The sequence below is a fragment of the Psychrobacter sp. H8-1 genome (assembly GCF_904846575.1).
Classification (GTDB): Bacteria; Pseudomonadota; Gammaproteobacteria; order Pseudomonadales; family Moraxellaceae; genus Psychrobacter; species Psychrobacter fulvigenes.
The window spans coordinates 3,054,003-3,078,516 of sequence record NZ_CAJHBG010000001.1 but is presented as its reverse complement, the minus strand read 5'-3'; the positions used below and the strand labels follow the sequence as shown (position 1 = coordinate 3,078,516).

The 24,514-nt window shown below is 44.0% G+C and carries 23 protein-coding genes; 6 read left to right on the top strand and 17 right to left on the bottom strand.

Features of this window, described 5'->3' with window-relative positions; translation table 11 throughout:
- Positions 1-11: 11 nt before the first annotated feature.
- Positions 12-959: an alpha/beta fold hydrolase gene (locus JMY01_RS12780; RefSeq protein ID WP_201576420.1), complete on the top strand. Its 948-nt coding sequence runs from the start codon at positions 12-14 to the stop codon at positions 957-959.
- A gap of 123 nt (positions 960-1,082) precedes the next feature.
- Here JMY01_RS12780 and JMY01_RS12775 read toward each other — a convergent pair whose 3' ends face one another.
- The 6 genes from JMY01_RS12775 to JMY01_RS12750 all read right to left on the bottom strand — a co-directional run bounded on the left by JMY01_RS12775 (position 1,083) and on the right by JMY01_RS12750 (position 6,462).
- Entirely contained in the window at positions 1,083-2,126 is a 1,044-nt protein-coding gene (locus JMY01_RS12775; RefSeq protein ID WP_201576416.1) for a nitronate monooxygenase family protein, read from the bottom strand.
- A 299-nt stretch (positions 2,127-2,425) separates the two neighbouring features.
- Positions 2,426-2,800 carry a DsrE family protein gene (locus JMY01_RS12770; RefSeq protein WP_201576413.1) on the bottom strand — a complete coding sequence of 125 codons (375 nt, stop codon included), beginning with the start codon at positions 2,798-2,800 and terminating at the stop codon, positions 2,426-2,428.
- 156 nt (positions 2,801-2,956) lie between these two features.
- Complete coding sequence (locus JMY01_RS12765) at positions 2,957-3,499, bottom strand: acyl-CoA thioesterase (protein ID WP_201576411.1); 543 nt, start codon at positions 3,497-3,499, stop codon at positions 2,957-2,959.
- 60 nt (positions 3,500-3,559) lie between these two features.
- Positions 3,560-4,636 carry a YheT family hydrolase gene (locus JMY01_RS12760; RefSeq protein ID WP_201576408.1) on the bottom strand — a complete coding sequence of 359 codons (1,077 nt, stop codon included), beginning with the start codon at positions 4,634-4,636 and terminating at the stop codon, positions 3,560-3,562.
- A 128-nt stretch (positions 4,637-4,764) separates the two neighbouring features.
- Positions 4,765-5,805: a YheT family hydrolase gene (locus tag JMY01_RS12755; RefSeq protein ID WP_201576407.1), complete on the bottom strand. Its 1,041-nt coding sequence runs from the start codon at positions 5,803-5,805 to the stop codon at positions 4,765-4,767.
- Between the two features lie 60 nt (positions 5,806-5,865).
- Positions 5,866-6,462, bottom strand: coding sequence for a YigZ family protein (locus tag JMY01_RS12750; RefSeq protein ID WP_201576406.1), 597 nt, complete (start codon positions 6,460-6,462; stop codon positions 5,866-5,868).
- A gap of 216 nt (positions 6,463-6,678) precedes the next feature.
- On the opposite strand from JMY01_RS12750, the gene JMY01_RS12745 reads away from it, so the two are divergent.
- Together JMY01_RS12745 and JMY01_RS12740 are read left to right on the top strand one after the other, a co-directional pair.
- A complete protein-coding gene (locus JMY01_RS12745) occupies positions 6,679-7,383 on the top strand; it encodes a pseudouridine synthase (protein WP_201576405.1) in 705 nt (234 codons plus the stop codon).
- 323 nt (positions 7,384-7,706) lie between these two features.
- Positions 7,707-8,726 (top strand): disulfide isomerase DsbC N-terminal domain-containing protein, encoded by a 1,020-nt coding sequence (locus tag JMY01_RS12740; protein ID WP_201576403.1) that lies wholly within the window; start codon positions 7,707-7,709, stop codon positions 8,724-8,726.
- Between the two features lie 88 nt (positions 8,727-8,814).
- On the opposite strand, the gene JMY01_RS12735 is transcribed toward JMY01_RS12740, so the two are convergent.
- Positions 8,815-9,474: a DUF2939 domain-containing protein gene (locus JMY01_RS12735; RefSeq protein WP_201576401.1), complete on the bottom strand. Its 660-nt coding sequence runs from the start codon at positions 9,472-9,474 to the stop codon at positions 8,815-8,817.
- Positions 9,475-9,954: 480 nt separating this feature from the next.
- Between JMY01_RS12735 and dnaJ the strand changes: the two genes are divergently transcribed.
- From dnaJ to JMY01_RS12720, 3 genes are all read left to right on the top strand, one after another.
- A complete protein-coding gene (gene dnaJ / locus JMY01_RS12730; RefSeq protein WP_201576398.1) occupies positions 9,955-11,088 on the top strand; it encodes a molecular chaperone DnaJ in 1,134 nt (377 codons plus the stop codon).
- Positions 11,089-11,274: 186 nt separating this feature from the next.
- Entirely contained in the window at positions 11,275-12,117 is an 843-nt protein-coding gene (gene dapB / locus JMY01_RS12725; RefSeq protein ID WP_201576396.1) for a 4-hydroxy-tetrahydrodipicolinate reductase, read from the top strand.
- A gap of 97 nt (positions 12,118-12,214) precedes the next feature.
- Positions 12,215-13,108, top strand: coding sequence for a hypothetical protein (locus JMY01_RS12720; protein WP_227677922.1), 894 nt, complete (start codon positions 12,215-12,217; stop codon positions 13,106-13,108).
- Positions 13,109-13,350: 242 nt separating this feature from the next.
- On the opposite strand, the gene JMY01_RS12715 is transcribed toward JMY01_RS12720, so the two are convergent.
- The 10 genes from JMY01_RS12715 to tnpB form a co-directional block, all read right to left on the bottom strand.
- On the bottom strand, positions 13,351-14,526 hold the full coding sequence (locus tag JMY01_RS12715; RefSeq protein WP_201577671.1) for a type III PLP-dependent enzyme: 1,176 nt from the start codon (positions 14,524-14,526) through the stop codon (positions 13,351-13,353).
- A gap of 179 nt (positions 14,527-14,705) precedes the next feature.
- Positions 14,706-15,242 carry a peptide deformylase gene (gene def, locus JMY01_RS12710; RefSeq protein ID WP_201576393.1) on the bottom strand — a complete coding sequence of 179 codons (537 nt, stop codon included), beginning with the start codon at positions 15,240-15,242 and terminating at the stop codon, positions 14,706-14,708.
- 256 nt (positions 15,243-15,498) lie between these two features.
- Complete coding sequence (locus JMY01_RS12705) at positions 15,499-15,753, bottom strand: GlsB/YeaQ/YmgE family stress response membrane protein (RefSeq protein WP_201576390.1); 255 nt, start codon at positions 15,751-15,753, stop codon at positions 15,499-15,501.
- Between the two features lie 342 nt (positions 15,754-16,095).
- Positions 16,096-17,619: a UDP-N-acetylmuramate:L-alanyl-gamma-D-glutamyl-meso-diaminopimelate ligase gene (gene mpl / locus JMY01_RS12700; protein ID WP_201576387.1), complete on the bottom strand. Its 1,524-nt coding sequence runs from the start codon at positions 17,617-17,619 to the stop codon at positions 16,096-16,098.
- Positions 17,620-17,912: 293 nt separating this feature from the next.
- Complete coding sequence (locus JMY01_RS12695; protein ID WP_227677919.1) at positions 17,913-18,554, bottom strand: copper resistance protein NlpE N-terminal domain-containing protein; 642 nt, start codon at positions 18,552-18,554, stop codon at positions 17,913-17,915.
- 453 nt (positions 18,555-19,007) lie between these two features.
- On the bottom strand, positions 19,008-19,532 hold the full coding sequence (locus tag JMY01_RS12690) for a disulfide bond formation protein B (RefSeq protein WP_201576385.1): 525 nt from the start codon (positions 19,530-19,532) through the stop codon (positions 19,008-19,010).
- 77 nt (positions 19,533-19,609) lie between these two features.
- Positions 19,610-21,172, bottom strand: a complete 1,563-nt coding sequence (gshA, locus tag JMY01_RS12685) for a glutamate--cysteine ligase (protein ID WP_201576383.1) — start codon at positions 21,170-21,172, stop codon at positions 19,610-19,612.
- Between the two features lie 352 nt (positions 21,173-21,524).
- Positions 21,525-21,881: a roadblock/LC7 domain-containing protein gene (locus JMY01_RS12680; RefSeq protein ID WP_201576381.1), complete on the bottom strand. Its 357-nt coding sequence runs from the start codon at positions 21,879-21,881 to the stop codon at positions 21,525-21,527.
- Between the two features lie 532 nt (positions 21,882-22,413).
- Positions 22,414-22,794 (bottom strand): iron-sulfur cluster insertion protein ErpA, encoded by a 381-nt coding sequence (gene erpA / locus JMY01_RS12675; protein WP_201576379.1) that lies wholly within the window; start codon positions 22,792-22,794, stop codon positions 22,414-22,416.
- A gap of 418 nt (positions 22,795-23,212) precedes the next feature.
- Positions 23,213-24,367 (bottom strand): IS200/IS605 family element RNA-guided endonuclease TnpB, encoded by a 1,155-nt coding sequence (gene tnpB / locus JMY01_RS12670; RefSeq protein ID WP_227677917.1) that lies wholly within the window; start codon positions 24,365-24,367, stop codon positions 23,213-23,215.
- Positions 24,368-24,514: the final 147 nt, after the last annotated feature.

The window sequence follows — 24,514 nt, the reverse complement described above, 5'->3', positions numbered from 1 at the left end:
AGGATGCTCTAATGCTCTTAAAACGCCTAGGCCTCGCTACGCTGTTCAGTCTTTCTATGGTGGGCTGTACCACTGCGCCCAATAGCCTAGCCGTTGCCACGACGCAAAAACTGATAACGTACGAACGCAATAAATCAGATTTTGACGCCAAAGCGTTCACCCTAGCCTCGGGCGATAAAATGGTGTATTTAGAAAATGACAACTTGGCAGGTGAGCCTTTAATACTCATCCACGGCTTTGGCGGTAATAAAGACAACTTTACCCGTATCGCAGATAAACTAGAGGATTATCATCTGATTATTCCAGATCTATTAGGCTTTGGGGACTCTAGCAAGCCGATGTCGGCAGACTATCGCGCTAATGCCCAAGCGCAGCGTTTGCATGAGTTGCTGCAAGCCAAAGGTGTGGCATCTGCTATTCATGTCGGTGGCAACTCGATGGGCGGTAGTATCAGTGTCGCTTATGCGGCCATGTATCCTGAAAATGTTGAGAGTCTATGGCTACTGGATAGTGCTGGATTTTGGTCAGCTGGCATACATGAAGCATTTGAAGATGCTACCCCTGATGATAATCCGTTGGTAATCGATAGCACCGAGCAGTATTTTGAGCTCTATAAATTGGTGATGTTTGACCCGCCTTATATACCTAGAAGTGTGCAAGCAGTTTTTGCACAGGACAGTATAGTCAATCGGGAACTGCATAAAAATATCCTCGAGCAGATCGTTGAAGACAATGTCGAAGAACGCGCGAAAGTCGTCACAAAATACAATATTCCGACGCTAATCGTTTGGGGCGAAGAGGACAACATCATCAAGCCTGAAACTGCCGATTTGATGTCTGAGCTGATGCCGCATGCGAAGGTTATCAAGATGCCCGATGTCGGTCATGTACCGATGATAGAAGCAGTGGAGCAGACGGCGGATGATTATAAAAATTTTCGGGAGGAGATCAATAAGTAGTTAAATAGTTGTTTAGGTATAGTAGGCTGGATTTTTAACCCAGCATTTTCCTTGCAAAGCTAAAATTTCAGTACGATTTTTTAACGCTTCTCAGGGTTAGAAACCTAGCCTACGCTAATCAAATTACAAATCCCTTACCAGTCGCTCTAGCAATTCAATCGTGCTTTCTTGTCTGACCAAGGCGACTCCTTGTCCTGCCCATAAAGACTGATGTTCTGCATCAGAGCCTTTGCTAGCATGCGTACGCATAAACTTGGTCATGGCGTTTAATTGTGGGTAGGGCGGTAGTTCATGAGCACTCTCAAATTGGCCAAAGTCTCGCAGATAATCATTTAATAATCCACGAGCTTGCTTACCTGAAAACAGCCGAGTTAAGCGCGTCTCAGCACTGCGCTTATCTTGACTGGCATCGAGTAGCGCCTTTTTATAAATGTCATTAATGCCGCATTTATCTGTGGTCAAAAATGCTGTTCCTATTTGTGCAAGTTCGGCACCTGCTGTTTGCACAGCCTTGATGGCTTGCCCATTCATGATGCCGCCCGCCGCGATTAACGGAATATCGGTGCAAGCGCGCGTTTGGCTAATCAGCGTCAATAATCCTAGTGGATCGTTTGCGCTTTGCGGTAACCAGCCGCCGCGATGCCCACCAGCTTCTACTCCTTGCACACATACCGCATCAGCGCCAATCTCTGCCCATGCTTTTGCTTCCAATGGATGATTAGCGGTACCGATGACGCGTGTGCCTAGACTCTGTAAACGCTGAACTTGCTCAGCGCTGATAATGCCAAAGGTAAAGCTGGCGACAGGAACAGGATTGTCATAGAGCACTTGTAGCTGCTCTGCAAAGCTGAGCGCTGGCCGTTCAGGTAACGCGACTTCTATATTATTTTTTTCATAATACTGGCTTAGCCAATTCGGAATGGAGGTATCAAAGGTGTTGGATTCATGCTCAGATAACACCATTAGATTGGTCATAAAAGGACGATCAGTGAGCGATTTGATGGTGTTAATTTGACTGTTCAAAACATCTGGTGCTGTCATGCCAGCACCCAATGAACCCAGTCCACCAAAATTACTAACAGCAGCAATCAATTCAGGTGTGGTTGCCCCTGCCATCGGCGCTTGTACGATAGGGTAGGTTAAATCAAAGGCATTTAGTAAGGTCATGACGGGTGTCCTTGTTATTTTATTATGAGATTTACATGACTTACTTTAGCAAAGCTGAACGGCTTGCATGTTAGATAATGTGTATTTATTTGCTGAATAGAAGGGGTGGGGCTTAACCAGACACTGTGATTAAAATTAATAATTAAATTTCGAGAGATAAAGTTCAAAATATAAAATTTAACGCAAAAAATAGGCCAGCCCCCAAACCATCAAAACGATGGCTAAGAAAACTGACCTACTTACTTATACAATCTTATTACTGATCTGACTTACTAGCCTTAGCCACTAATCAATAGTTACTAGGTCAACTGCAACGAGCCTTTTGCACCCATTACCATGTCAATCACATCATCAGCGCTAATGATGGTAAATCGAGGATCAATCTCTGATTCAGCCACACCATTATGCTGCATGCATGCACCGCAGACCAATACTTGTCCACCTTTTTCGATGAAGGCTTCTAATAGTTTGGCAGCAGGCTCAAACGGCGCGCCAATATCAATACCGTCTAGCGAGTTTGGTTTGGCAAGATAAACCGCGTCCACCATCAGTATAAGGGCGGCTGAATGACCTTTATCTAACGCTTTAAACGCCATCGTATAAGCGACGGTAATCTTGTTTGGGTTGCTTGTGTCATCGAATAGCGTTCCGACATAATCTGTAGTTTTAACCATGTTATTCTCCTTGTTGGGTTTATCACTGTTGAGTGAATACTACTTAACTACCTATATTAGCATTTAATATATTTATTTATATAATGTAATGTTATGAAATAGTAGCCCTAAGGTTAGTAGTTGTGACAGACTGTCAAAAGTATATTTACACAAAAATTAATCCTTTGGCGGCCACGGGCGATCGCCGTCGCTTTCTATCCACTCTGCCACATAGCCTGTTGGCGGCATCTTCCAATCAGGTTTACCCATCGCCTCTAATACTTCCTGAGTATCGACCACGCCCCCTTTACTGGTGACGCCAGTACGTATCAACACCGATGAGCAAGGTTTGCCCTTCACCCACATGGACTGCTCCACATATATCCAGCGCTCATCAATAGCGGCGATATGAGTCTTCATGGTGACCTTATCAAAGGCACGGATGCGTTTGCGGTATTGTACCGTGCTGCCTGCGACGACCAATCCCCAACGCTGTTTGAGCAGCTGCTTGCCAAGTCCAGTACGAATGGCAAAATCTGTACGACCCAAATCATACAAGGTCAGCACGCGGCCATTATTCATCTCAAGGAAGTTATCAATGTCTGTCAGGCTACAGCGAAACTCAATCTCGCTAGTACCCGTAAAGTCTAGTTGAGCGCCTGTCGTCTTAGCGACAACTGCCTGAACGATGGCTTTGCCATAACGAAAAAATGGATACATAAAGTGGTCTCAACCGTTTAAAAAGATAGTTATGATTTATTCATTGCTACTTGTTAATAGTTATTTATTCGACTTGACACCAATAGACTGAAAGTAGGCGCTGACCGTTTCGGGCACCCAATTGATATCGAATTTTTGCGCTTTTGATTGTTTACCGTTTGCTTGCTTGGCGTCAGGTTGAGTACTGTCTGAGCGATAACGCAGATACCCAATATGCCCACCGTGGTCAGTCTCCAAAATGGTCACGCTATCTGAGACGTCATTTGGCGTGGCGGTAAAGCCGATAAAAGGATCGTCTTTCGCGCTAATTAATAGTAGTGGATGGGTCACATTCAATAAGTAAGGGAGGGCGGAGGAGGTGCGGTAATAGTCATTGTTAGAGCGATAGCCATGACGCGGCGCGGTAAAGATATGATCAAAATCACTGATGCGCTTGACGGATTTAATAGAGGCGATTTCTTCTTTGGTTATGTCGTTTGCCAAGGCTTTTTTGATGATAGGGTTAAGCAAATACGGCGTATAAATACGGTGACTCAAAAAGTTGTGCATGGTAATCGCCGCCGATGACATATCGACGGGCGCAGAGATAACCGCTGCGCCTTTACATATTGCGTCGTCACCATACTCGCCCATATACTTTGCTAAGGCGTTGCCACCAAGTGAAACCCCAACCGCGTAAATATTGGCGTATTTTTCACGCAAGTTTTGTAGCATATGATGCACCTCGCTTGTGTCGCCAGCATTATAAAACACTTGTCCATTGGCAGGGATGCCGCCGCAGCTGCGAAAGTGCGCGACCACAAAGTGCCAACCCTCGCTATGCATCTGATACGCCAAGGCGCGCGCATAATGGCTATCACTACTGCCTTCCATACCATGAAACAGCACGATTAATGGCGTTTCTTCTAACTGATCTGCCTCGGTAGAGGTGCTTACAAGATGCGCATCATAAAAATCATAGGCAATATCGGTTTCATCCAATGAGTCTTTTCTGATGACGCGTCTATAGTTAGGCGTTTTGGGTGCAAAAAACTTGGGCAAGATGCTTTGCAGATGCGGATTGGTCAACCAAAACGGCGGTTTGAAGGGAGCAGGAGCGAATGGCTTTGCGGTGTTTGAAGGTTTTGAAGTGTGCATAGGTCAGTCTTATATAAGTTGTTATCAAAAACAGTGACTTATCATACCGACTGGCAGGGTTAAAACCAATGATTTTCAGTGAACGCTTGGTTACTAAACAGGGATGGATTGCCGCAAAGGGCAGTTAATTACGCAGACGCAGCGGTGTTAAAAAACTGTAGCGCTGTTTCTGGCACCCAATTGGTATCTAACCCTTTGTCTTTCCAACGGACAAAGCCAATGTGACCACCATGCGCCGGCTCGTATAATATCACGCTGTTTGAGACATCACCTGCCGTAGCGTTAATACCCAAAAAAGGGTCGTCTTTAGCGGTGATAATCAAGGTCGGTTTGCTAATTTTATGCAGATGCGGCATCGCTGAGGCTTGACGATAGTAGTCATAAGGTGAACGATAACCCAAACGCGGCGCGGTAAAGGCCTCGTCAAACTCCTGAATGCGCTCGCTGGCGGTAATTTTATTGAGCTCTGTAACATCTAACTGCTGACTTAAAACCTTGGTCAGCATAGGGTTTAGTAAATAGGGTGTATATAGCCTGCGACCTATCAGGTTTTCCATCGCCGTTGTTGCTGATGCCAAATCAAGCGGCGCTGATACCACTGCCGCGGCTGCACAAATGGCATCATTAGCATAATCTGCCATATAACGCGCCAATAAGTTGCCCCCTAGCGAGACTCCCACAGCATAAATAGTTTCGTAGCGCTCGGCCAGTACTTCCAGCGTATGATGGGTCTCTGCGCTATCACCAGCATGATAGACCACCTCATTGGACATTGGCACACCGCCGCAGCCACGAAAATGCCCTACCACAAAGTGCCAGCCTTGCTGCTCGACATAAGTGGCTAACGTCCGAGCATAATGACTGGCACTACTGCCCTCCATCCCATGAAACAATACTATCAATGGCGTTTTGTAACGTTGATTGTGCTGCGGTTGCGGCTCACTATTATCGATGAAATCATAAGCCACCTCACTGATTTGATGAGAGTCTAGTATCAGCTCACGACGATAGGCAGGATTATGTTTGACAAGGACAGTAGGCAAGATGGTTTGTAAATGGGCATTGCTGAGCCAAAAAGGCGGCTCAAAGGGCTCAAAGGGCTCAAAGTTAAAAGTATTACCATTGATAATAGGCGGGGTTTTCAGTTCTGCTAGGTTAAGTACTGGCATGGTAACTCTCTTGGTTTGACTTGTTATTTTATTGCTATTTATTTTGAAGACTAGCGGTGATTATTCATCTTCTAACACCCGCCCATCCATCGCCAATCGTTCTTTTAAGTTTTCAATGTCTTGCTCAGCGATAGTGATGGTCAGCGTAACTTGCTTACTATAATCGACATCATCAATCTGACCATTTAGATCCTCCACCACATAACGGCATTGGGCTTCGGTAGCAAAGTCAGCCAATATCTGTATTTGCGCCATGGGTACATAAGGCTGCAATGTCATCTTATCAACGGCCGCTTGCGCAGAATTTGCATAAGCCCGGGTCAGACCACCAGCACCCAATTTAATACCGCCAAAATAACGCACGACAACAATAATAATATTGCCAATGGACTTATGTTGCAGCACATTTAATATGGGTCGCCCTGCTGTACCATTAGGCTCACCGTCGTCATCAAAGCCGGCACTGGTGGTGTTCTCGGGATCACCAATGATATACGCCCAACACCAATGACGCGCATCAGGGTACTTCACGCGTAGTTGTTCCACGTGAAACATCGCTTGCTCACGGGAGGTGACAGGGTAAGCATAAGCGATAAATTCAGACTTTTTAATCTCAAGGCGGGCAGTGACTGCTTTTTGCAGGGTTTGATAACTCATGTTTTAGCTCATTTAAAATAACGACCCAAAGATAGGTGCTGGAGTTTCATTCTATTTTTATAAAATGAAATACACCCCATATTCTAACCGATGATACGCCTAGGTCTGTGTTGGATATGCTAAACTTGCATGATAAATACTGCTGTGATTTTGCTCACTATTTAGCGCAGTATCCTTTTATTATTCACTATAACAAAACCAATGGTAGCAAATAACATGCGTTTAGATAAATTTATTAGTAAAGCCACTGAGCTGTCACGTAAAGAGTCCAAAAAGATACTGCACGCTGGTGAAGTGACTGTAAACGATCAGATCGTTAAAGATCCTGGTTTACACGTCGATATCACCAACGACGAAGTCATGTGGGCAGGCGAGCCGCTATCAGTCGCGACTGGCAATCGTTATATCTTATTGCATAAGCCTGAAGGCTTTGAGTGCACGCTGAAAGCGAAAGAGTATCCAATCGTCACCGAGCTGATTGCGGTGCCAGAGCTAGACAGCTTACGTATTGCTGGACGCCTTGATGTTGATACCACTGGCGCATTACTCATTAGCGATGATGGCAAATGGCTGCACCGTGTCACCAGTCCCAAGCACGAGCACGCCAAGATCTATGAGCTAACACTTGCAGATCCGATGGACAGTGACGCGCAGGCCAATGCAGTCCAAAAGGTTGCCAAAGGCATCTTGCTCGATGGTGATTATGAAGAGACCAAACCTGCTGTCCTTGAGTTTATTGATGAGACTCATGCGCGCCTTACTTTAGAGCAAGGCAAGTATCATCAGGTCAAACGTATGATGGGCTATTTTGGTAACAAGGTCGTCGAGCTGCATCGAGCCAGTATTGGCCACATCACTTTAGATGGTCTTGATAAAGGTGACAGCCGTTTCTTGACCGCAGAAGAGGTCGCAAAGTTCTAATAGCAGATACAATCGAGTCTCCTTAACACCATCACCAGCAGATCGCTATACTCGAAAGCGGGCGGTTTGTTGATGTTGCTTGTGTCTTAAAGTTGAGTAGCAGTTTTGCAAAATAGAGCACTCAGTACTTATCAATCTCTTATAAAAAACTGCCAATGTGCTACAGTCTCAGTAGTTTGTTAATCTACTTTTTTACATAGTATTATTGGTTTTTTAGTCAATCCAAATCAGCGGCTTGTAAGCACGGATAGGGATTGACTACCACGATGTCTGAAAACCGACATAACCGATAGCTTTGTATCAATTCTGATAGGAATTCTGTTGTGAAATTACCCGTATTTAAAACCGCCAGTGTCTTGAGTGCCATAATAATAGCGACCACTGCTTGCGCCCAACCTGACGCGACCAAACCTGCAAATAACAATACTGCCCAAAGCAGCCAGAGCACCAAAGCAGCAGGCACAGTAAGCGCTGATATCGACAGCCATCTGCGCCAAGTACTCACCCAAGCGGGTATCAAAACCCAAATCACTTCTATCACCCCGTCTAATTTGCCTAATATGTACCAAGTAGAGCTCGTTGGGCAACCGCCGTTGCATATGACTGCTGATGGTAAATATGTCATTCAAGCAGAGCTTATCAAAAACCCCAATCCAAACCGTCTATCGAGCAAGACGCCAACGAGTATTGATAGCGCGCAAATAGGTAAACCATTCAATACCAATGCGAAAACCCCATTTTATTACACCGCAGTACCAGGCGTGATTTGGGGCGCAAACCTAGAAGGGGTGCCATTCTTGGTATCCGATGATGGACAATACATCACTGATGGTGAAATATCAGTCATCGAAAATGGTCAGTTCATGGGATTAGATGAAGAATTTGAAAAACGAAAAAACCAATCGGTATTTAGCGTGTTAGATGAGTCGCAACTGATTACTTATCCAGCAACCACGGCTGAAAAAGCAGTGATATACGTGGCAACGGATGTGAACTGTCCGTTTTGTCGTCAGCTGCATAAGCAAATGGATGCGCTCAATAAAAAAGGCGTCACGGTGAAGACCATTGGCTATCCAATATATGAGCAATCACCTGAGCAAATGCGTGGAATCTGGTGCCAAGCTGATGAGTCAAGTCGCCGTAAAGCCTTAGATAATGCTATGTTAAAAGGCCAAATGACCCCTGCGCCAGCAGGTTGTAGTGCAGATCACATCACACCAAACCGTGACAAAGCAGCAGGACTGGCAGTGATGCCAACCCCTGCGATTTATCGTGAAGATGGGGTGTTGTTTCAAGCGAGTTTTGAGAGCCCTGAGTTTTTAGAGTTCCTGGGTGTAGAATAATACAGTTAATAACAGCATAGCCAATAAAAACCGCCCCATGAGTCTGGCTCATGGGGCGGTTTTTTATGCTGAAATTTTCAAGCAGTATTTACGGCAACACCACATCGATGATTTTCCAATCAAGCAATCCCTGGCGCTGCATCTCTATAGTGAGAGGATAGCCTTTGATCTGTCCGCTAATGGTGAAGCAGTTAATACCGCAATAGCTCAGCTTTGGCTTATCACTATCGGTACCTTGAGTTGCCTGTTGCTCTAACTGCGCCGCCTGTTTGCTCATCATTTGCTCGACTTGTTGTTTGACCACAGCATCGATATCTCCACGATGAATGATCAAATCTTGGATAAGGTTTTTGAGATCCATCTGATTGCTAGAGATGGCCCAAGCGGCTGCTAATTCCTTAGTGACAGTATTAGCCTGACCTTGAGTTTCGATCAACCTTTCGATATTTTGCGCGGTAATAGCGCCATCCACCGATTGCTCGATGAAGCTATTGGCTGCTTGAGTAAGAGGTTCACCGCCAAGCTCTGCAACGAGTGGGTAGCTGGTTATGGTGTTGGCAAAGTCACTGGTCAATTGATTTTTGATATTCGGCCTTAGCTGCTCATAATCGATTGCAGCAGCAATGGCTGCACCGTCTTTGGCATCATAAGCATTTTTTAGCTGATAGGCAGTGTAGTAAGGTGAACCAGCATATACTGCCACTGCGATGACGACTAATAACATCAGTAACGAGATCAGCTTTTTCATAACTTTTAGTACCTTTTCGCAGACTTAATATACCAGTAGCGCGTTTAAATCGATAACCGTTTTACATTCAGCTGGCTATACAACTAAACAATTAATATTGGCGATAAATACTAGCATGACTTTGACTGACAAAGGTATGAAAATGTTACGGTGGATTGCTGTGTCACGAGAGATTTAATTTGCCTTTTTATGCTATTCATAAGTTTTATACAGGCAGTCAGTAATTTACTGACAGTAGCGCTTGATAATTCAGTAGGTCATCTCCATTAATAGCGCAAACTATTATACTTTTTATACTAACTGATTTGGTTAAACAGCACCACGCCGTTTCAAATTACAATCTTCAAGTTTTTCTCATTATTAATGACATCAGTTTGGATGTTTCATGTGAAACCACTATGAGCGTTTGGTTATAACTGGCCAGCGTGATAGTAGATAAGATTGTCAGCCGGCGTTACTGTGATGACGATAGGAGAGCCCATGAGTAAGCGCGATTTTTATGAAGTATTAGGCGTCAGTAAGACTGCAGATAGCAAAGAAATTAAGAGAGCATACCGTAAGCTGGCGATGAAGTACCATCCTGATCGCAACTCTGATGACCCTGATTCTGAGGACAAGTTCAAAGAAGCCTCAATGGCTTATGAAGTTCTCAGTGATGAAGATAAGCGCTCAGCCTACGACCGTATGGGTCATGCAGCCTTTGAAAACGGCATGGGCGGTGGCGGCTTTGGTGGTGCAGGCGCGGGCAACTTCCAAGATATCTTTGGTGATATCTTTGGCAACTTCGGTGACATCTTCGGTCAATCACGCGGCGGCGGTGGGCGTTCACGCCGTGGCTCAGACTTGCGTTATGTGATTGAGCTAACGCTAGAAGAAGCCGTACGCGGCTGCAAAAAAGAGATCAGCTTTACCGCGCCAGCTCCTTGTGATACTTGTGATGGTAAAGGGGCAAAAAACGCCTCAGACGTGGTGACTTGTCAGACCTGTCATGGTCAAGGTCAAGTCCGTATGCAGCAAGGTTTCTTTGCCGTGCAGCAGGCGTGCCCACATTGCGGCGGCACAGGTAAACAAATCAAAAACCCATGCTCTGACTGTCATGGTAACGGCGTAAAAGACAAGTCGCGTACGCTAGAGGTCTCTATTCCAGCTGGGGTAGATGATGGCGACCGTGTACGTCTGGCAGGTGAAGGTGAAGCGGGCGGTGCAGGTGTCCAAAACGGCGACCTGTATGTTGAAGTCCGTGTGAAGCCGCATGATGTCTTTAACCGTCAAGGTGCAGATCTTTATATGGATGTGCCCGTTAGCATCACGGATGCTGCCTTGGGTAAAGAAGTTGAGATTCCAACCTTAGATGGTAAGGTGAAAATCAAGGTTGCAGAAGGCACACAAAGCGGTAAGCTATTACGGGTGCGCGGCAAAGGCGTGACCCCAGTGCGTACCACTATGAAAGGTGATTTGATCTGCCGCGTGGTGATTGAGACGCCAGTGAACTTGACTCGTGAGCAAAAAGATCTGCTGCGCCAGTTCCAAGATACGCTTGATGGTGACAGCAAGCACCAACAGTCGCCACACAAAAAATCATTCTTCAAAAAGATCGGCGAGCTATTTGACTAGATAGTTTTTGCTCAAGATACTGTCTTGATTGGCGTGATATTTCAAGCAAAGCCCAAAGGTTTCACATGAAACTTTTGGGCTTTTTATTGGCTGTATAAAAAACCATTCGTGCTATGATATTTGTTAAACTTAACAGAAGCTTTTTTGCAGATTACACATTAAAAATAAAGTATTCAGGATAAAAATATGAATCAACAATCACAGAGTAAAACAACCGATAAAACGATTAATGTCGGTGTTATCGGTGCAGGCGGCCGCATGGGGCGCATGCTCATCGAAGCGGTGCAAGATAATTCACAAACGACATTGAGTGCGGCTATTGAGCGTCAAGGCTCCAGCCTTGTCGGTGCTGATGCTGGCGAAGTAGCGGCGATAGAGCGATTAAACGTCAAGATAGTCGATGATTTGGTCGCTGCTATCAATGACATAGATGTCTTAATTGACTTTAGTCTGCCTGATGCCACCGAGCAAAACATGCAAACTTGTGCTGAGCATAAGGTAGCAATGGTCATTGGTACGACGGGCTTTAGTGAACAACAAGAGCAAGTGTTGTTTGAGGCCAGTAAGCACATTGCCATCGTCTATGCAGGTAACTACTCAACGGGCGTCAACTTGTCATTGAAGCTACTGGGCATGGCTGCAAAAGCCTTTGGGAGCAGTGCTGATGTTGAGATTATCGAAGCACATCATAAGCATAAAATTGATGCGCCATCAGGCACCGCTTATATGATGGCAGAAGCTGTCGCCGAGGCACGCGGACAGAACCTAAAAGACGTGGCTATATACGGCCGTGAAGGGCAGACTGGTGCACGTGAAGCCGGCACGATTGGCATTCATGCGGTACGTGGCGGCGAGATAATTGGTGATCATACGGTGATGTTTATCGCTGATGGTGAAGTCGTTGAAATCACCCATCGAGCGCGGGCGCGTATGACCTTTGCAGCGGGTGCAGTACGTGCCGCTACCTGGGTGATTGAACAAAAAACAGGCCAGTATAATATGCAGGACGTTTTAGGGCTAAGTGAGTAGGGTCTAAATGCATAAGTTTTCAATACGCCCTAATGATCATTCGTTATTAATTTGATTTACGGGTGTTTGATTTGGGAATAAAGGCAAGGCAGCGTGTATGAGTAGTAAAAAATATCCTCTAATACTAGCAGGTTATGGCTTTATGCAGACTTATGTACGCCAAACAATACTCGTTCTAAGCTTAGCATCACTATCGATTGGTGCTCAAGCAGCCACCTATCAAACCTACGTTATTCATACCTATGGCGGTGATACATTACTGCCAGCCGTGCGCCAACAATTAAATAGCAGCCGTGATGGTGGAAGCGCTGCTACTTATCAAGACAAGTTAATCCTACAAACCACCGCTGCCAATTATCAAGCAGTAGAGCAGCTGTTAAAGCGGATTGACGGTCAGCCGCAAGCATTGACCGTGGCGGTGCGCGTGGGCAATGATAGCAATGTTCAAAGCAATATCCAGCAAGGCCGAGTGGTCATCAGCAACAGAGGGATTGCAGGTGCAGGCGTGATCAGTCAGCGTAATACCCAGCAGCAGAATAACAGCGTTTATCAGGTGCAAACTCTATCTGGCAGTGCTGCCAGTATCAGTATTGGCACACTCTACTCATTAACGCAAAACTATCAAGTTAATGGCTATCCGACTTATCATCGCCCATCAGGACGGATTACTATTCAGCAGCAAGTGTTATTGCCCACCACCCGAGGTATTGCTGTGACACCAAGGATTCTACCTAGTGGGCAGGTAGAGGTCACTCTGTCGCAAACAGAGGAGCAGCTAGCAAGCGTAGATTCATCCTATAACGGTAATGTTTACGCCAATAATGCTGCTATCAAACACCAAGGCTTAAATAGCACAATTATTGTACCGCGTGGGCAGTGGGTCAACATTGGCCAGATCTCACAAAGTACACAAAACAGCACCTCAAGCTATGGTAGTAACAGTGTTTATAATGGTAATAACAGCATGCCTATTTGGTTGTTGGTACAGTAGCTTGTTTTAGTTAGTCATTTATTAACCTGACCTGACATCCAAAAAGAGCGGCACTGCCAATAACAGTGCCACTCTTTTTATGCTATAAAGTATTATAGTTAATACACTTTAGAAATGACATAGCGCTACTGGAATGAATTTTGCGCAGCCTCTGGGAACGCAGCACGCAAGTAAAATTTATACCAGTAGCGCATCTTAATCTATAACAGTTTTATTTTCAGTTAACTATAGCAGTCCAAGTGCTAATCGATATAAATCACTTCTAACGGCGGGAAGCCATTAAACTCAACCGATGAGTAAGAGTTGGTATAGGCCCCAGTAGTTAGCCAATAGTTCTTATCACCAATCGCTAGCTCTTCTGGCAGCTGATAGCCTGCTTCTTCATACATAATATCAGTCGAGTCACAGGTTGGGCCTGCCAGTACCACCGTCCCTTTGCTGGTTGAGGTTTCCATCTTTGGTGTATATACAGGATATTTAATCGCCTCACCCAAAGTTTCTATCAGACCTTGGAACAAGCCCACATCGGTATACACCCAGCGAGTCAAGTCAGTATGTGCCTTACGTGAGATAAGCACCACCTCACTGACCAATACTCCAGAACCACCGACTAATGAGCGCCCAGGTTCTAAGATAATCTCAGGCATATCGTCTTCGTTATAATCATCGCTTAGGTAGCGCTGGATCTCTTCGGTATAGACTTTTACTGGGTTAACTTCGCTGATATAATTGGCTGGAAAACCGCCGCCCAGATTAATCATTTGTAGCTTGATGTTCTCTTCATTTTTCATCCAGTCAAACATATACTTGACCTTTGCTAAGGCATCATCCCATGCCGCTACGTCTTTTTGTTGACTGCCCACATGGAATGAAATGCCATAAGGAACGAGGCCTAAATCACGCGCTTGTACCAGCAGCTCAAGAGCCATGTTCGGATGACAACCAAACTTACGTGAGAGTGGCCATTCAGCGGTATCTGAGCCTTGTACCAAGATACGCACAAATACTTTAGAGCCTGGTGCATGCTTAGCGATGTTCTTTAGATCCGCTTCTGAATCAGTGGCATAGAGCTGTACACCTTTCTCAAAAGCATATTTAACATGGTTTGCTTTTTTGATGGTATTGCCATAAGAGATACGAGAGGCGTCGACTCCGCAATCAAGCACGCGATCCAGCTCATAAATCGAGGCGCAGTCGAAGTTTGACCCAAGCTCCGCCAGTAAATTAATAACTTCAATGGCAGGGCTCGCCTTCATCGCATAATGAATCTTTGCATTAGGAAATAAGCCGACCATTTCATTATATTTAGTTTTGATACGGTTTAGATCCACTACCAATAAAGGTGTTTCACGACCTTCTGCCGCTTGAGTAAATTTTTGCCAATTGGCTTGATCAAAGTATTGATCGATTTTTATCATAGTCATGATACAGAACCCTTTAATAAGAAGAGTAGGCTACTGAGATTGGGTGATGAGAATTATAGAGATATATAGCAGATTAGTATGAATAGCGAAAAATAAAAGCCTTAAAGTTTTTTAAGGCTAAGAAGGCTGAAACAAAAAATCTGACGGATAATAGGGCATGATGAGCAAAACAATTAAGCGTTAGTGGGTTGTGCTTCGCCTTGCTTTTCACGTATTTTAAGTACTTTGCGTACCTTGTCACGCGCGCGAGTTTGCTTTAGACGGGATAGGTAGTCGACAAAGATGACGCCGTTTAAGTGATCCATTTCATGTTGGATACACACAGCAAGTAAACCTTCGACTTCTTTATCAATGGCTTGTCCATTCTCATCTAAGGCTTCGATGCGCACTTTTTTAGGACGTTCTACTTTGTCATAAACTTCAGGTACTGATAGGCAGCCTTCTTCGTACGGCTCTTTTTCTTCTACCAATGGCGTCACTTTTGGATTGATAAACACCATCGGTTCATTTTTGTCTTCGGATAAGTCCATGACAATAAGCTGAATATGACGATCGACTTGAGTGGCGGCTAGGCCAATACCCTGCGCATCGTACATGGTTTCGATCATATCAGCGATGAGGGTTTTAATCTCATCATTGACTTCTTTCACTGGCTTCGCAATAGTACGAAGGCGTGGATCAGGATAGCTTAAGATAGGGAGTAATGCCATGACGGCTCACCTCGATATTAGCGGGTAGAATAGGCGGTTTATTATAAGGTAAATGAGGGCAAAAGTAACATTAATCAAGACAGTTGCAAATCTATCTGTGTACTGGTGTGTCACAAGCTCCTACAAATATTCATTGCCTACTTATAATGAATTAGAAAATACGGAGTCAGACAAAAAAGACCTTACATTATGTAAAGTCTCTTTTTTTATCAATCTGTTTTTTATTAATATGTACTAATAGTTATCTCAAAAGCAATTATACGCCGCGTTTGCTCATAATCATCTCATATAAGAACAACAAGATAATGGCGCCAATCACTGAGAATATCAGACCTATAAAGCCACCGTCGGCATTGATACCGATAAGACTGGCGATAAAGCCACCCAACATGGCACCAACGATACCGAGTATGATGGTCATAATCCAGCCCATCGCATCGTTACCAGGCTTAATAGCACGTGCCAACAGACCAGCCACCAGACCAACGATAATCATCCAAATGAATCCCATGATACTTCTCCTAATTTTGTATGGTTAATTTATATTATTAATAAATGAATAAAAATTATTCTTATATTTAGATAGGTGTTTCTTATTTTGATAACGATATTGTAAACACTGAACCGCACAAAAAGTAAGTGTGAAATGTTACCAGTGTAGGGGCTATGTGAGAAAATGCCGTTATTTGCTGTTGTGCAGATAAGATAAGTAAATGGAAGGTTACAAAGGCAAAGCTATAGAGACGAACAGATATCGGGATACTACTAGGGCGTGTCAGAATAAAAAATAGCGCCGTTCTCACTGAAAACGGCGCTATCATATTAATTTTGCGGCTATTATATGTCTTTAGATCTAAATAATTTGCTCGCGCAACGCTGTTAGTAGCCTTTGATGGATACCTTCAAAGCCACCATTGGACATAATGATGATGGCATCGCCAGCCTCTGCGTGTGCTGTTATATGCTCGACTATGGCATCTGTACTGCAAACAACTTGTTGAATACCTTTGTGCTCAGCATTTTCAATGACTTCCTTTAGACCCCATTCAAGACCAGCTGGCTCATACCATAATGTATGATCTGCCAGTGCTGCTGACTGCGCCAGACTGTCTTGATGGATACCCATTTTCATGGTGTTACTACGTGGCTCAATAATCGCCCATAAGCGTCTGCCCGACAGTTTCTTTTTGGCACCGTCTAAGGTAGTGGTAATGGCTGTTGGATGATGGGCGAAGTCATCAAAGACTAAGATGTCATTAATATCTCCGATCAACTCCATGCGACGCTTGATACCAGCAAAGGCTGACAACGCGGCGCAAGCAGTCACTACATCTACACCGACATTATAGGCTGCAGCGACCGCAACCAAGGCGTTGTTCACATTATGAATGCCGCTCATGGCCCAGTCGACGGTCGCTGTGGCTTGCTCATCTTCATTAAAGCTGACTTTAAATTGACTGCCATCTGCGGTGATCAGCTCTGCTTGCCAATCACTATCAATTGCATCGCTTGTTGTGTTTGGCTGACTGGCTGAATGTTCATTAAGGAGAGATTTTTCGGTGACAGCAGTACGCCAGATTGGTGTCCAGACCCCTTTTGCTAAAGTGTCTTCTAAGCTGATGGTGGCAGCAGGCATGATAATCTTACCCGTACTTGGAATCATGCGTACCATATGGTGGAACTGCGTTTGAATGGCATCAAGATCCGCAAAGATATCCGCATGATCAAACTCTAAGTTATTTAAGATAGCTGTGCGCGGCCGATAATGTACGAACTTTGAACGCTTATCAAAAAACGCAGAGTCGTATTCGTCCGCTTCAATGACAAAGTAGCCTGGCTGCGTAGATGAAGTCGTCTCTGCCTCTGAGGCATCAGAGTCTTTATCTACTGTATCTGCACCCAGATAACTGCTGTGTGCAAATACTTTTTGCAGGCGCGTATTAGTAGTATCCACTAAGGGTACGCCACCAATCAAAAACCCAGTATCGATACCAGCATAGTGTAGTATCCATGCGAGCATCGTAGTGGTTGTGGTCTTGCCGTGTGTCCCTGCCACAGCTATTACATGCCGTGACTGCAACACTTCTTCTGACAAAAACTGTGGCCCTGAAGTATAGCGCATGCCTTCATTGAGCATATATTCGACCACATCCATACCACGTTTCATGGCATTGCCAACCACCACCAAATCTGGGGCTGGTTGCAGGTGCTGTACAAGATAGCCCTCTTGAATAGTGACGCCAGCATTTTCAAGCTGGGTAGACATCGGAGGGTAGACATTGGCGTCTGAGCCTGTGACTTCATGCCCAAGTGCCCGCGCCAATAGCGCCAATGAGCCCATAAAAGTGCCACAGATACCAAGAATATGAATATGCATAGATGTTCCGCGCTCGGATAGATAATCGTTAAAAAAGAAGGGAGTAATGAGTGACGTTAGCGAGTAAATACTGCTTATTTTTTATTACTGTAGACAATTGAACTCACTATAACAGCGCTCATTGTAAAGTAAACCTCGATAGATGACCAATAAAAAACGCCAAACAGGGAGGCGTTAATTAGTCAAAAAACTTTAGAAGATAGTACTTTTAGGCTGAAGTATGACTCAGAGAACTACTGCAATGCCCGACTCAAAAAAGCCATTAGTTTACGCGCTGACTCCCTGTGTGCTGCTTACTTGCGTGCTAGGGTGTAGTCAGTATTTGGCTTTTTATCGTCGTCTAACATAACCAGATGATTGCTTTGAATATTATAGCTTTCTATGTCTTTATTATCATAAACGACCGTGATGGTATTACTGTCCTGACGGTAAACACCGTGTTCAACCAAAGGGACTCTTGGCGTTTGTGGGTTCTCATAAACGCTTGTTTTTAGTACAGAGCTATCAGCAAATAAGTTTAGGGTTACTGATACACCATCACAAAAAGAGCAGGGTAATATACCTGCATAATCTCCAATTAAGGTTGCCTGCAGAGCATTGTCAGGTTGGGGCTCCGAGATCATTGGTGAACGACGTTTTTGTGCGGAACTATCGGGTTTTGCCGCTACTATAAGCGACTGGCCTTCATCTTCACTATCTGCATCTACACTGTCTGCAGAGTCGATACTAGAATCATCCATCTGGGCTGTGTCGTCAGCAGCGCCATCATCATTGGTTGCTGACTGTTGTACAGAGGATTTTTGATTCACTGTGGTTGCAGTGGACGGCTTATCACAGCCTAACAACAATAAACAAAACGGCAAGGGTAATAACAAACGACTGAAGCGTTTGATAGAAATAGTTAATAGTGGAGAAGTAGGCCCGAAAAAATTCATTATCACACCAACAATAAGCTAAAAATTATAAACGATGGCGACGCATATGCATGATTTAAAAATACTTACCTATATGGTAGCGTTAATCGCGCTCAGCATCGTTGTAAAAACGTCACAAAAGTCAAAACCACAATATTACTCTTATTTGGGCTTTTATCGCAAAAACTAAATCGCTGATACCAGATACGTAGCAATTTCTTAAGATTTTAGCAGTAAATACAAGAGATATTATGACAGAAGGTAACTTATAACCGACAAACGGTGCTCAAGATAACAGAACAACCTGATGACTATGTGTGGTTTTTGTTATAAAGCAGTCACTTTTGACAATAAAAAAGCCACTGATAAAGGTCAGCGGCTAATGGATATTTTTAAAATTATAATATTGCTAAGACCATCAGCTAAATCACATTAACAGTTATATAACCAGAATGAGCTATATGACCAGAAATGTTATCTACGAGCAGATAGCATAGGGCGCATGATTCGCCATAGTATTAATAGGTGAGTCAGTAATAGTACACTAAAAAGTATCAGCGACTGCTCAGGAATGCTTAAACCCAAAAAACGCCAGTCAACGGTGGCACATTCTCCAGAACCAGATAGCACTTCATTGAAAACCTGCTGCATAGGCAAGGTGTCTAGCCAGTAATCAAGACCAGGGCCGCAGGTGGGTACTTGATCAGGAGGTAGATGCTGTAGCCAAACATGACGTGCAGCGACGCCAGTTGACCAAATAATACCCGCCAGACTGCCAATCCATAATAGGAGCTTCACAGCGATAGATTTGGGATTTAACAGCGCAGCGATTAAAGCAAAACCGCCCATCACCATCAAACCGATCCGCTGAAACACACAGAGCGGGCAAGGCGAAAACCCCATATGTCGCTGCAAAAAGAACAAAGCAAAGCTCATTCCGATCACGGTCATAATGACCAAAAACACTTGTAAGTGGCGATAAGTGGTGAATCTTTGCATCTAGTACGTACTCTTAGATAATGGTTGCTAACTAACTTACTTAGGCACAGCAGCAGGTCAAACCGCCTGCTGACTTATTAACGATACTGCTGTATGAAGTCCATAAAGTCTTCTGTTTCGGCTTTTTCAATCTCGGCTTGCTGCAGGATTGATTTTTCAGCCAACACCTCATATTTAGCTTGGGTATTTGGACTAAAAGCTTGCTGCAATAAAGCACCGCGATGCTGCTGCGCTAGGGTCAGTCCAAGCTGCCACATGCCGCCCAAACGCTCACTGTCAGCGTTGACTTGTGCGGAGATGGTTGACTCAGATTGAGCCGCTTTGCCTTGCATGAGTGCCAATGCTGCACGGTAGTCGTTGCCACCATAGTGCGCGTCAAATAGTGCTGCTAGCGGTAGCATGTTGTTTAGATGTTCAACCATCCAGCTCTGTAGGGGAATCTCTTTACCGTCATTGATGATATGTAAGTCATCACGGCGACCTTCATTGACCACACGCTCTAGGTTAATTGCCAACTCTTCATCTTCTGCAGGCAGTAAGTCAGGTGAGCTGTTAAACAAACAATATAAGGCCATGATCTCTAAGAAGCAGGCGCTCGATAAGCGGATACCGATATCACTATAGGGATCAAGGTCGATGGCGCGAAACTCAACATAAGCGATACCACGACGCTCTAAAGCTTCAGTTGGCGTCTCTCCGCGATCAGCAATTTGCTTGGGACGAATAGGGCTATAATATTCATTTTCTATTTGTAAAATATGATCATTAATCTGTATTGGATTGCCGTCATCATCATCTAAGCCCAACTTTTGGAAGCTTTCATGAGGTGTTTGAATGGCACGGCGTAGACCCACGATATATTCTGGTAAATTATTATAACGAATATCAAGGTTTTCTTGCACACTATTGGTATAGCCCAGTCTGCCCATACGCAAGCTGGTGGCGGCAGGCTTATAATAGGTTGAGTCGTTTTGAAGTATCAAATCATGCTCACGGCCCGCCAAAAAGCAAGGGGAGACGTTAGGACTTGCACCTAGTAGATAGAGCACGAGACTGGTCAAGCGCTTGAAGTTACGAATCAGGCCGAGATACTTATCGTTTTTGAATTCTGTGAGAGTCAAATCGCTTGCTTCTGGTGTTTGTGCTTGCCATGACTCAAACAAACCATCACCAAATGATAAGTTGTAATGTAGCCCTGCAATGGACTGCATGCGGCGACCATAACGTACGCCAAGACCGCTGCGGTATAGAGTTTTAAGCTTGCCAGTATTGGAGGTGCCAAAGTCTGCCAGAGGAATATCCTCATCTTCAGCTGAGCGCATGTAAGGCATGGACAGCGGCCACATCAGCTCTTCTTCAGGTAAAGCTCGATACACCAGTACATGTAGTTGGCGCAATACCATCAAGGTGTCTTTCGGGGAGTTCCTAGGGTCAGTGACCAGCTCAAGCAAATTCTCTGAATAATCGGTGGTAATAAATGGATGCGTCAGTTTTGATCCGAGCTTCTCTGGGTGCGGTGCTCGACTCAGATAGCCGTCAGGTTTGATCCGTAAGCCTTCTTTTTCGATACCACGCAGCATTCCAGTTAGATGTTGACTGCTCATCCAGTCTGGAGTTTTAAATTGGGAAAAATCACTCATAGTATGTCATCTATTGTTATTCGTTATGATATATTGCAACACCGTTTGTATTTACCCCTTTTGTTTATAAGGGTTGTACTCTGTCATGGCCGATGTTAAGAACCTTGTCAGTTTAGCCCAAAGCAGGGTTAAAAACTATGCACAATTACAAAATCAGTAACCTTTACTTTAGGTCAGCTCAACGGTTTGTGCGTATTTAGCAAGTATAGGATAGGCGATTTTGCCAGTATTTTATAAGCTAGCCAACGCGCCCTTATATAAAAAAAGCATCTACCTATAGATAGGTAGATGCTTTTGCGATTAGAATTATATCTAGGTAAGATAAAAAACTAAGCGGTTCTTCTAAACGGGCTTATGAGAAATCAAGTTCAGTCTCAAAGCTCTTTAAGTTATGACGAGCCATAGCTAGGTTAGACTTTTGACGGTCAAGTACTAGGTATAAAAATAAGTTACTGTTACGTACCAATGGACGTAGCAAATGGTACTGCTTGCTTAGGGTGATTAGGATATCTTCGATGCTTTCATCCAGACCTAGAGCGTCAGCAACTTTACGCTTAGAACGTAAAACTTCAGTGTTACCAGCCGCCGCAAGTTCTAGATCGATGCCTGTACCCAATGTTGCAAGTGCTAGGCCTGATTCGCTATCAACCAGTGCTGCTGCCATAAAGCCATCAATTTCATTTAGTGCATCAAGTGTTAATTTAGCCATACTATTATTCCTTAAACGTAAAAACTATAGAAGATTAACAATCAGTAACGGGCGAAGTTCGTAACGATTAACGGTTCTCTTCAGGTGATAATCACATCACTTTGAGCACTTCTTATGGGCGCTAAAACAGTAGGCGCTATTAAATTATACGTGCTACACCGATAGCTAGGCACGTCACTGGATTGTCTAATTGGAGTGTCTTAATATTCTACTAAAGACAGGGTAATCACTGCAATTATGTGCCATTTATATTGTAGATTAACTTTACTGTTTATAACCACATCTATAATTACATTACTATCTAAGCATATTTTTATGAAAAAGTAAGGCTTTTCTCGATAAGGCGTTAGTTTTCGCGAATGAGCGGTCTGGTTGGAGTATTTTTGGATCAATACTCTAAGCATGGATATAGAAAAGATATGACGAGGAACTATAAGAAAGAGGTCAAAATTAAGCCGTTAACTTTATTAAAAAAGCTAACGGCTGAGAGGTTAAATACGGGTCTAGGTAAACAGTTTCTACTAAACGGCTTCTAAATAGAAAATGATGATCCGCAACCACAAGAGGTGGTGGCGTTAGGGTTTTCTACTACAAAGCGTGCGCCCTCTAGCCCTTCTATATAGTCAACAGTAGAGCCTTGTAAGTACTGATAGCTGAGTGAGTCAATAACTAAAGTGACATCACCGTTATCAAAGTTGGCATCGTCTTCATTTAAGTCGCTGTCAAATCTAAAGCCGTAAGAAAATCCTGAACAGCCGCCACCCGTCACATAAACGCGTAACATCAAATCGGTATCACCTTCTTCTTCACGCAGTCGGCGTACTTTTTGTGCCGCGCTATCGGTTAGGCTTAAGACAGTGGGATCTACAGGCTGGCTTGCGCTTGGATCGTATTGGTTGGTTTGTGTGTTCATATCTACCTCGGTTACTAATATCAAATGCCATCGTCGTCTTGATATGATTGGCAGCGTTAGTGACGACAATCTATTAGTGGCGATGTGATGGACTCGGATGGGTACTGTCGTATCATTGCTGTGATTATTTCGTTTTGTTATAAGACTACAAAAAGCTAGGAAAGACACCAAATCTATTTTTTATCGATATAAAAACAGCTTAGCTGCTCACAGTTATCGTGTCCTAACAGTATATCATAATGGGGGTTTGCGTGGATTTGTCAATAGCCTGCGTCATTCTGGCTGTCCTTTATTGATTTAACGGTTGCTGATAGTAAATACTTGGATATGAACTACCGACCACCTAAAGAGGTGACGGTTTCTTAGGTAATACCCATACTTATTTGCGATATTCTGCAATAGCGGTTAGGCAAATTGACTAAGCTAACCCCCTCGCACCGACGGTTTTGAGCGTGGACAGCTTCAATCCTTCGTTTAGGATATTGATACTGGCGTTGATGTCTCTATCATTGTCCTGCAAGCAACTTGGGCAATTCCATGTCCTCACCTGTAATGGTAGCTCAGCCTTAGTCAGCACATGAGCGCACCCTGAGCAGGTTTTAGAAGATGGATACCATCTGTCTATTTTCACCAGCGTTTTGCCGTACCAGTCCGCTTTATAAACCAGCATGGTGGTAAACGCTGACCATGAGCTGTCTGATATGGCTTTAGCTAACTTTTTATTCTTAACCATACCTTTGACGTTTAAGTCCTCTATGGCAATCACATCGTGGTTTTTGATGAGATTGAATGAGAGTTTATGTAGAAAGTCTTTTCGGGTATTGCTTATTTTCTCATATACCTTAGCGACTTTAACTTTTTGCTTTTGATAGTTGCGGCTCTTAGACAGCTTGCGTTGATCGGCCTTGGCCACTGCTCTACGCTTGGCCAGTATCTTTTGTTCTCGCGCAAGCTTATGTTGCAGCTTTGATAAGAACTTAGGATTAGCGACTTTGCTGCCATCTGATAGGACGATGAAGTCGGTTAAGCCTAAGTCAATGCCGATGTTTGAGTAGGTTTTTGGTAATGGCTCTACAATAGTCTCAACCAGTAAACTGACAAAATACTTACCTGTAGGCTCTTTACTGATGGTCGCTGACTTGATTAAGCCATTTATTTTATTTGGGAACTTAGCGTTGATATAACCAATTTTGGGCAGCTTAACGCTATTACTGGTGATGGATACCGTACCTTTTTGGTTGTTGGTGGTGTAGCTGTCACGCTGACCTTTTTTCTTAAACTTAGGAAAGCCCGATCCTTTGAAGAATTTACTATAAGCGGCTCTTAGGTTTTGCTGGACGTTAGCCAGTGCCAGGCTATCGACTTCTATTAGCCATTCAAACTCTTTTTTGTATTGAGCTGGAGTGTTTTTAAGCTCGGTCTTATGCTCGTTGTAATGATTAATCTTGTCACTAAGCATCCTATTCCAGATAAAGCGTGTGCAGCCGAATGATTTGGCAAAGAATATCTGCTGATCCTCATTGGGGTACAGCCTGACTTTATAGGCCTTTAAGATTTGTTTTGGCATGACCATATTATATCACTTAGAGGGCTGCTGATTACGTATTCATCCCACTACTTTAGAAGTAGGGGAGTTCTGCGCTAAGATGTTAAAATACTTTTTTAATTGTTTGCCTATAGTGAGTGTGTTTGAAATAATAGCCCGCAATTAGCGCACGCT

Excerpts from the sequence above, each read along its gene's own strand:
- JMY01_RS12750 (WP_201576406.1), bottom strand. The coding sequence starts at position 6,462 with ATGAGTTATCAAACCCTGCAAAAAGCAGTCACTGCCCGCCTTGAGATT.
- JMY01_RS12775 (WP_201576416.1), bottom strand. The coding sequence starts at position 2,126 with ATGACCTTACTAAATGCCTTTGATTTAACCTACCCTATCGTACAAGCG.
- JMY01_RS12760 (WP_201576408.1), bottom strand. The coding sequence starts at position 4,636 with ATGCACACTTCAAAACCTTCAAACACCGCAAAGCCATTCGCTCCTGCT.
- erpA (WP_201576379.1), bottom strand. The coding sequence starts at position 22,794 with ATGAACACACAAACCAACCAATACGATCCAAGCGCAAGCCAGCCTGTA.
- JMY01_RS12735 (WP_201576401.1), bottom strand. The coding sequence starts at position 9,474 with ATGAAAAAGCTGATCTCGTTACTGATGTTATTAGTCGTCATCGCAGTG.
- dnaJ (WP_201576398.1), top strand. The coding sequence starts at position 9,955 with ATGAGTAAGCGCGATTTTTATGAAGTATTAGGCGTCAGTAAGACTGCA.
- gshA (WP_201576383.1), bottom strand. The coding sequence starts at position 21,172 with ATGAGTGATTTTTCCCAATTTAAAACTCCAGACTGGATGAGCAGTCAA.
- dapB (WP_201576396.1), top strand. The coding sequence starts at position 11,275 with ATGAATCAACAATCACAGAGTAAAACAACCGATAAAACGATTAATGTC.
- JMY01_RS12705 (WP_201576390.1), bottom strand. The coding sequence starts at position 15,753 with ATGGGATTCATTTGGATGATTATCGTTGGTCTGGTGGCTGGTCTGTTG.
- tnpB (WP_227677917.1), bottom strand. The coding sequence starts at position 24,367 with ATGGTCATGCCAAAACAAATCTTAAAGGCCTATAAAGTCAGGCTGTAC.
- JMY01_RS12765 (WP_201576411.1), bottom strand. The coding sequence starts at position 3,499 with ATGTATCCATTTTTTCGTTATGGCAAAGCCATCGTTCAGGCAGTTGTC.
- mpl (WP_201576387.1), bottom strand. The coding sequence starts at position 17,619 with ATGCATATTCATATTCTTGGTATCTGTGGCACTTTTATGGGCTCATTG.
- JMY01_RS12715 (WP_201577671.1), bottom strand. The coding sequence starts at position 14,526 with ATGATAAAAATCGATCAATACTTTGATCAAGCCAATTGGCAAAAATTT.
- JMY01_RS12695 (WP_227677919.1), bottom strand. The coding sequence starts at position 18,554 with ATGAATTTTTTCGGGCCTACTTCTCCACTATTAACTATTTCTATCAAA.
- JMY01_RS12745 (WP_201576405.1), top strand. The coding sequence starts at position 6,679 with ATGCGTTTAGATAAATTTATTAGTAAAGCCACTGAGCTGTCACGTAAA.
- JMY01_RS12780 (WP_201576420.1), top strand. The coding sequence starts at position 12 with ATGCTCTTAAAACGCCTAGGCCTCGCTACGCTGTTCAGTCTTTCTATG.
- JMY01_RS12755 (WP_201576407.1), bottom strand. The coding sequence starts at position 5,805 with ATGCCAGTACTTAACCTAGCAGAACTGAAAACCCCGCCTATTATCAAT.
- JMY01_RS12680 (WP_201576381.1), bottom strand. The coding sequence starts at position 21,881 with ATGGCTAAATTAACACTTGATGCACTAAATGAAATTGATGGCTTTATG.
- JMY01_RS12690 (WP_201576385.1), bottom strand. The coding sequence starts at position 19,532 with ATGCAAAGATTCACCACTTATCGCCACTTACAAGTGTTTTTGGTCATT.
- JMY01_RS12720 (WP_227677922.1), top strand. The coding sequence starts at position 12,215 with ATGAGTAGTAAAAAATATCCTCTAATACTAGCAGGTTATGGCTTTATG.
- JMY01_RS12770 (WP_201576413.1), bottom strand. The coding sequence starts at position 2,800 with ATGGTTAAAACTACAGATTATGTCGGAACGCTATTCGATGACACAAGC.
- def (WP_201576393.1), bottom strand. The coding sequence starts at position 15,242 with ATGGCATTACTCCCTATCTTAAGCTATCCTGATCCACGCCTTCGTACT.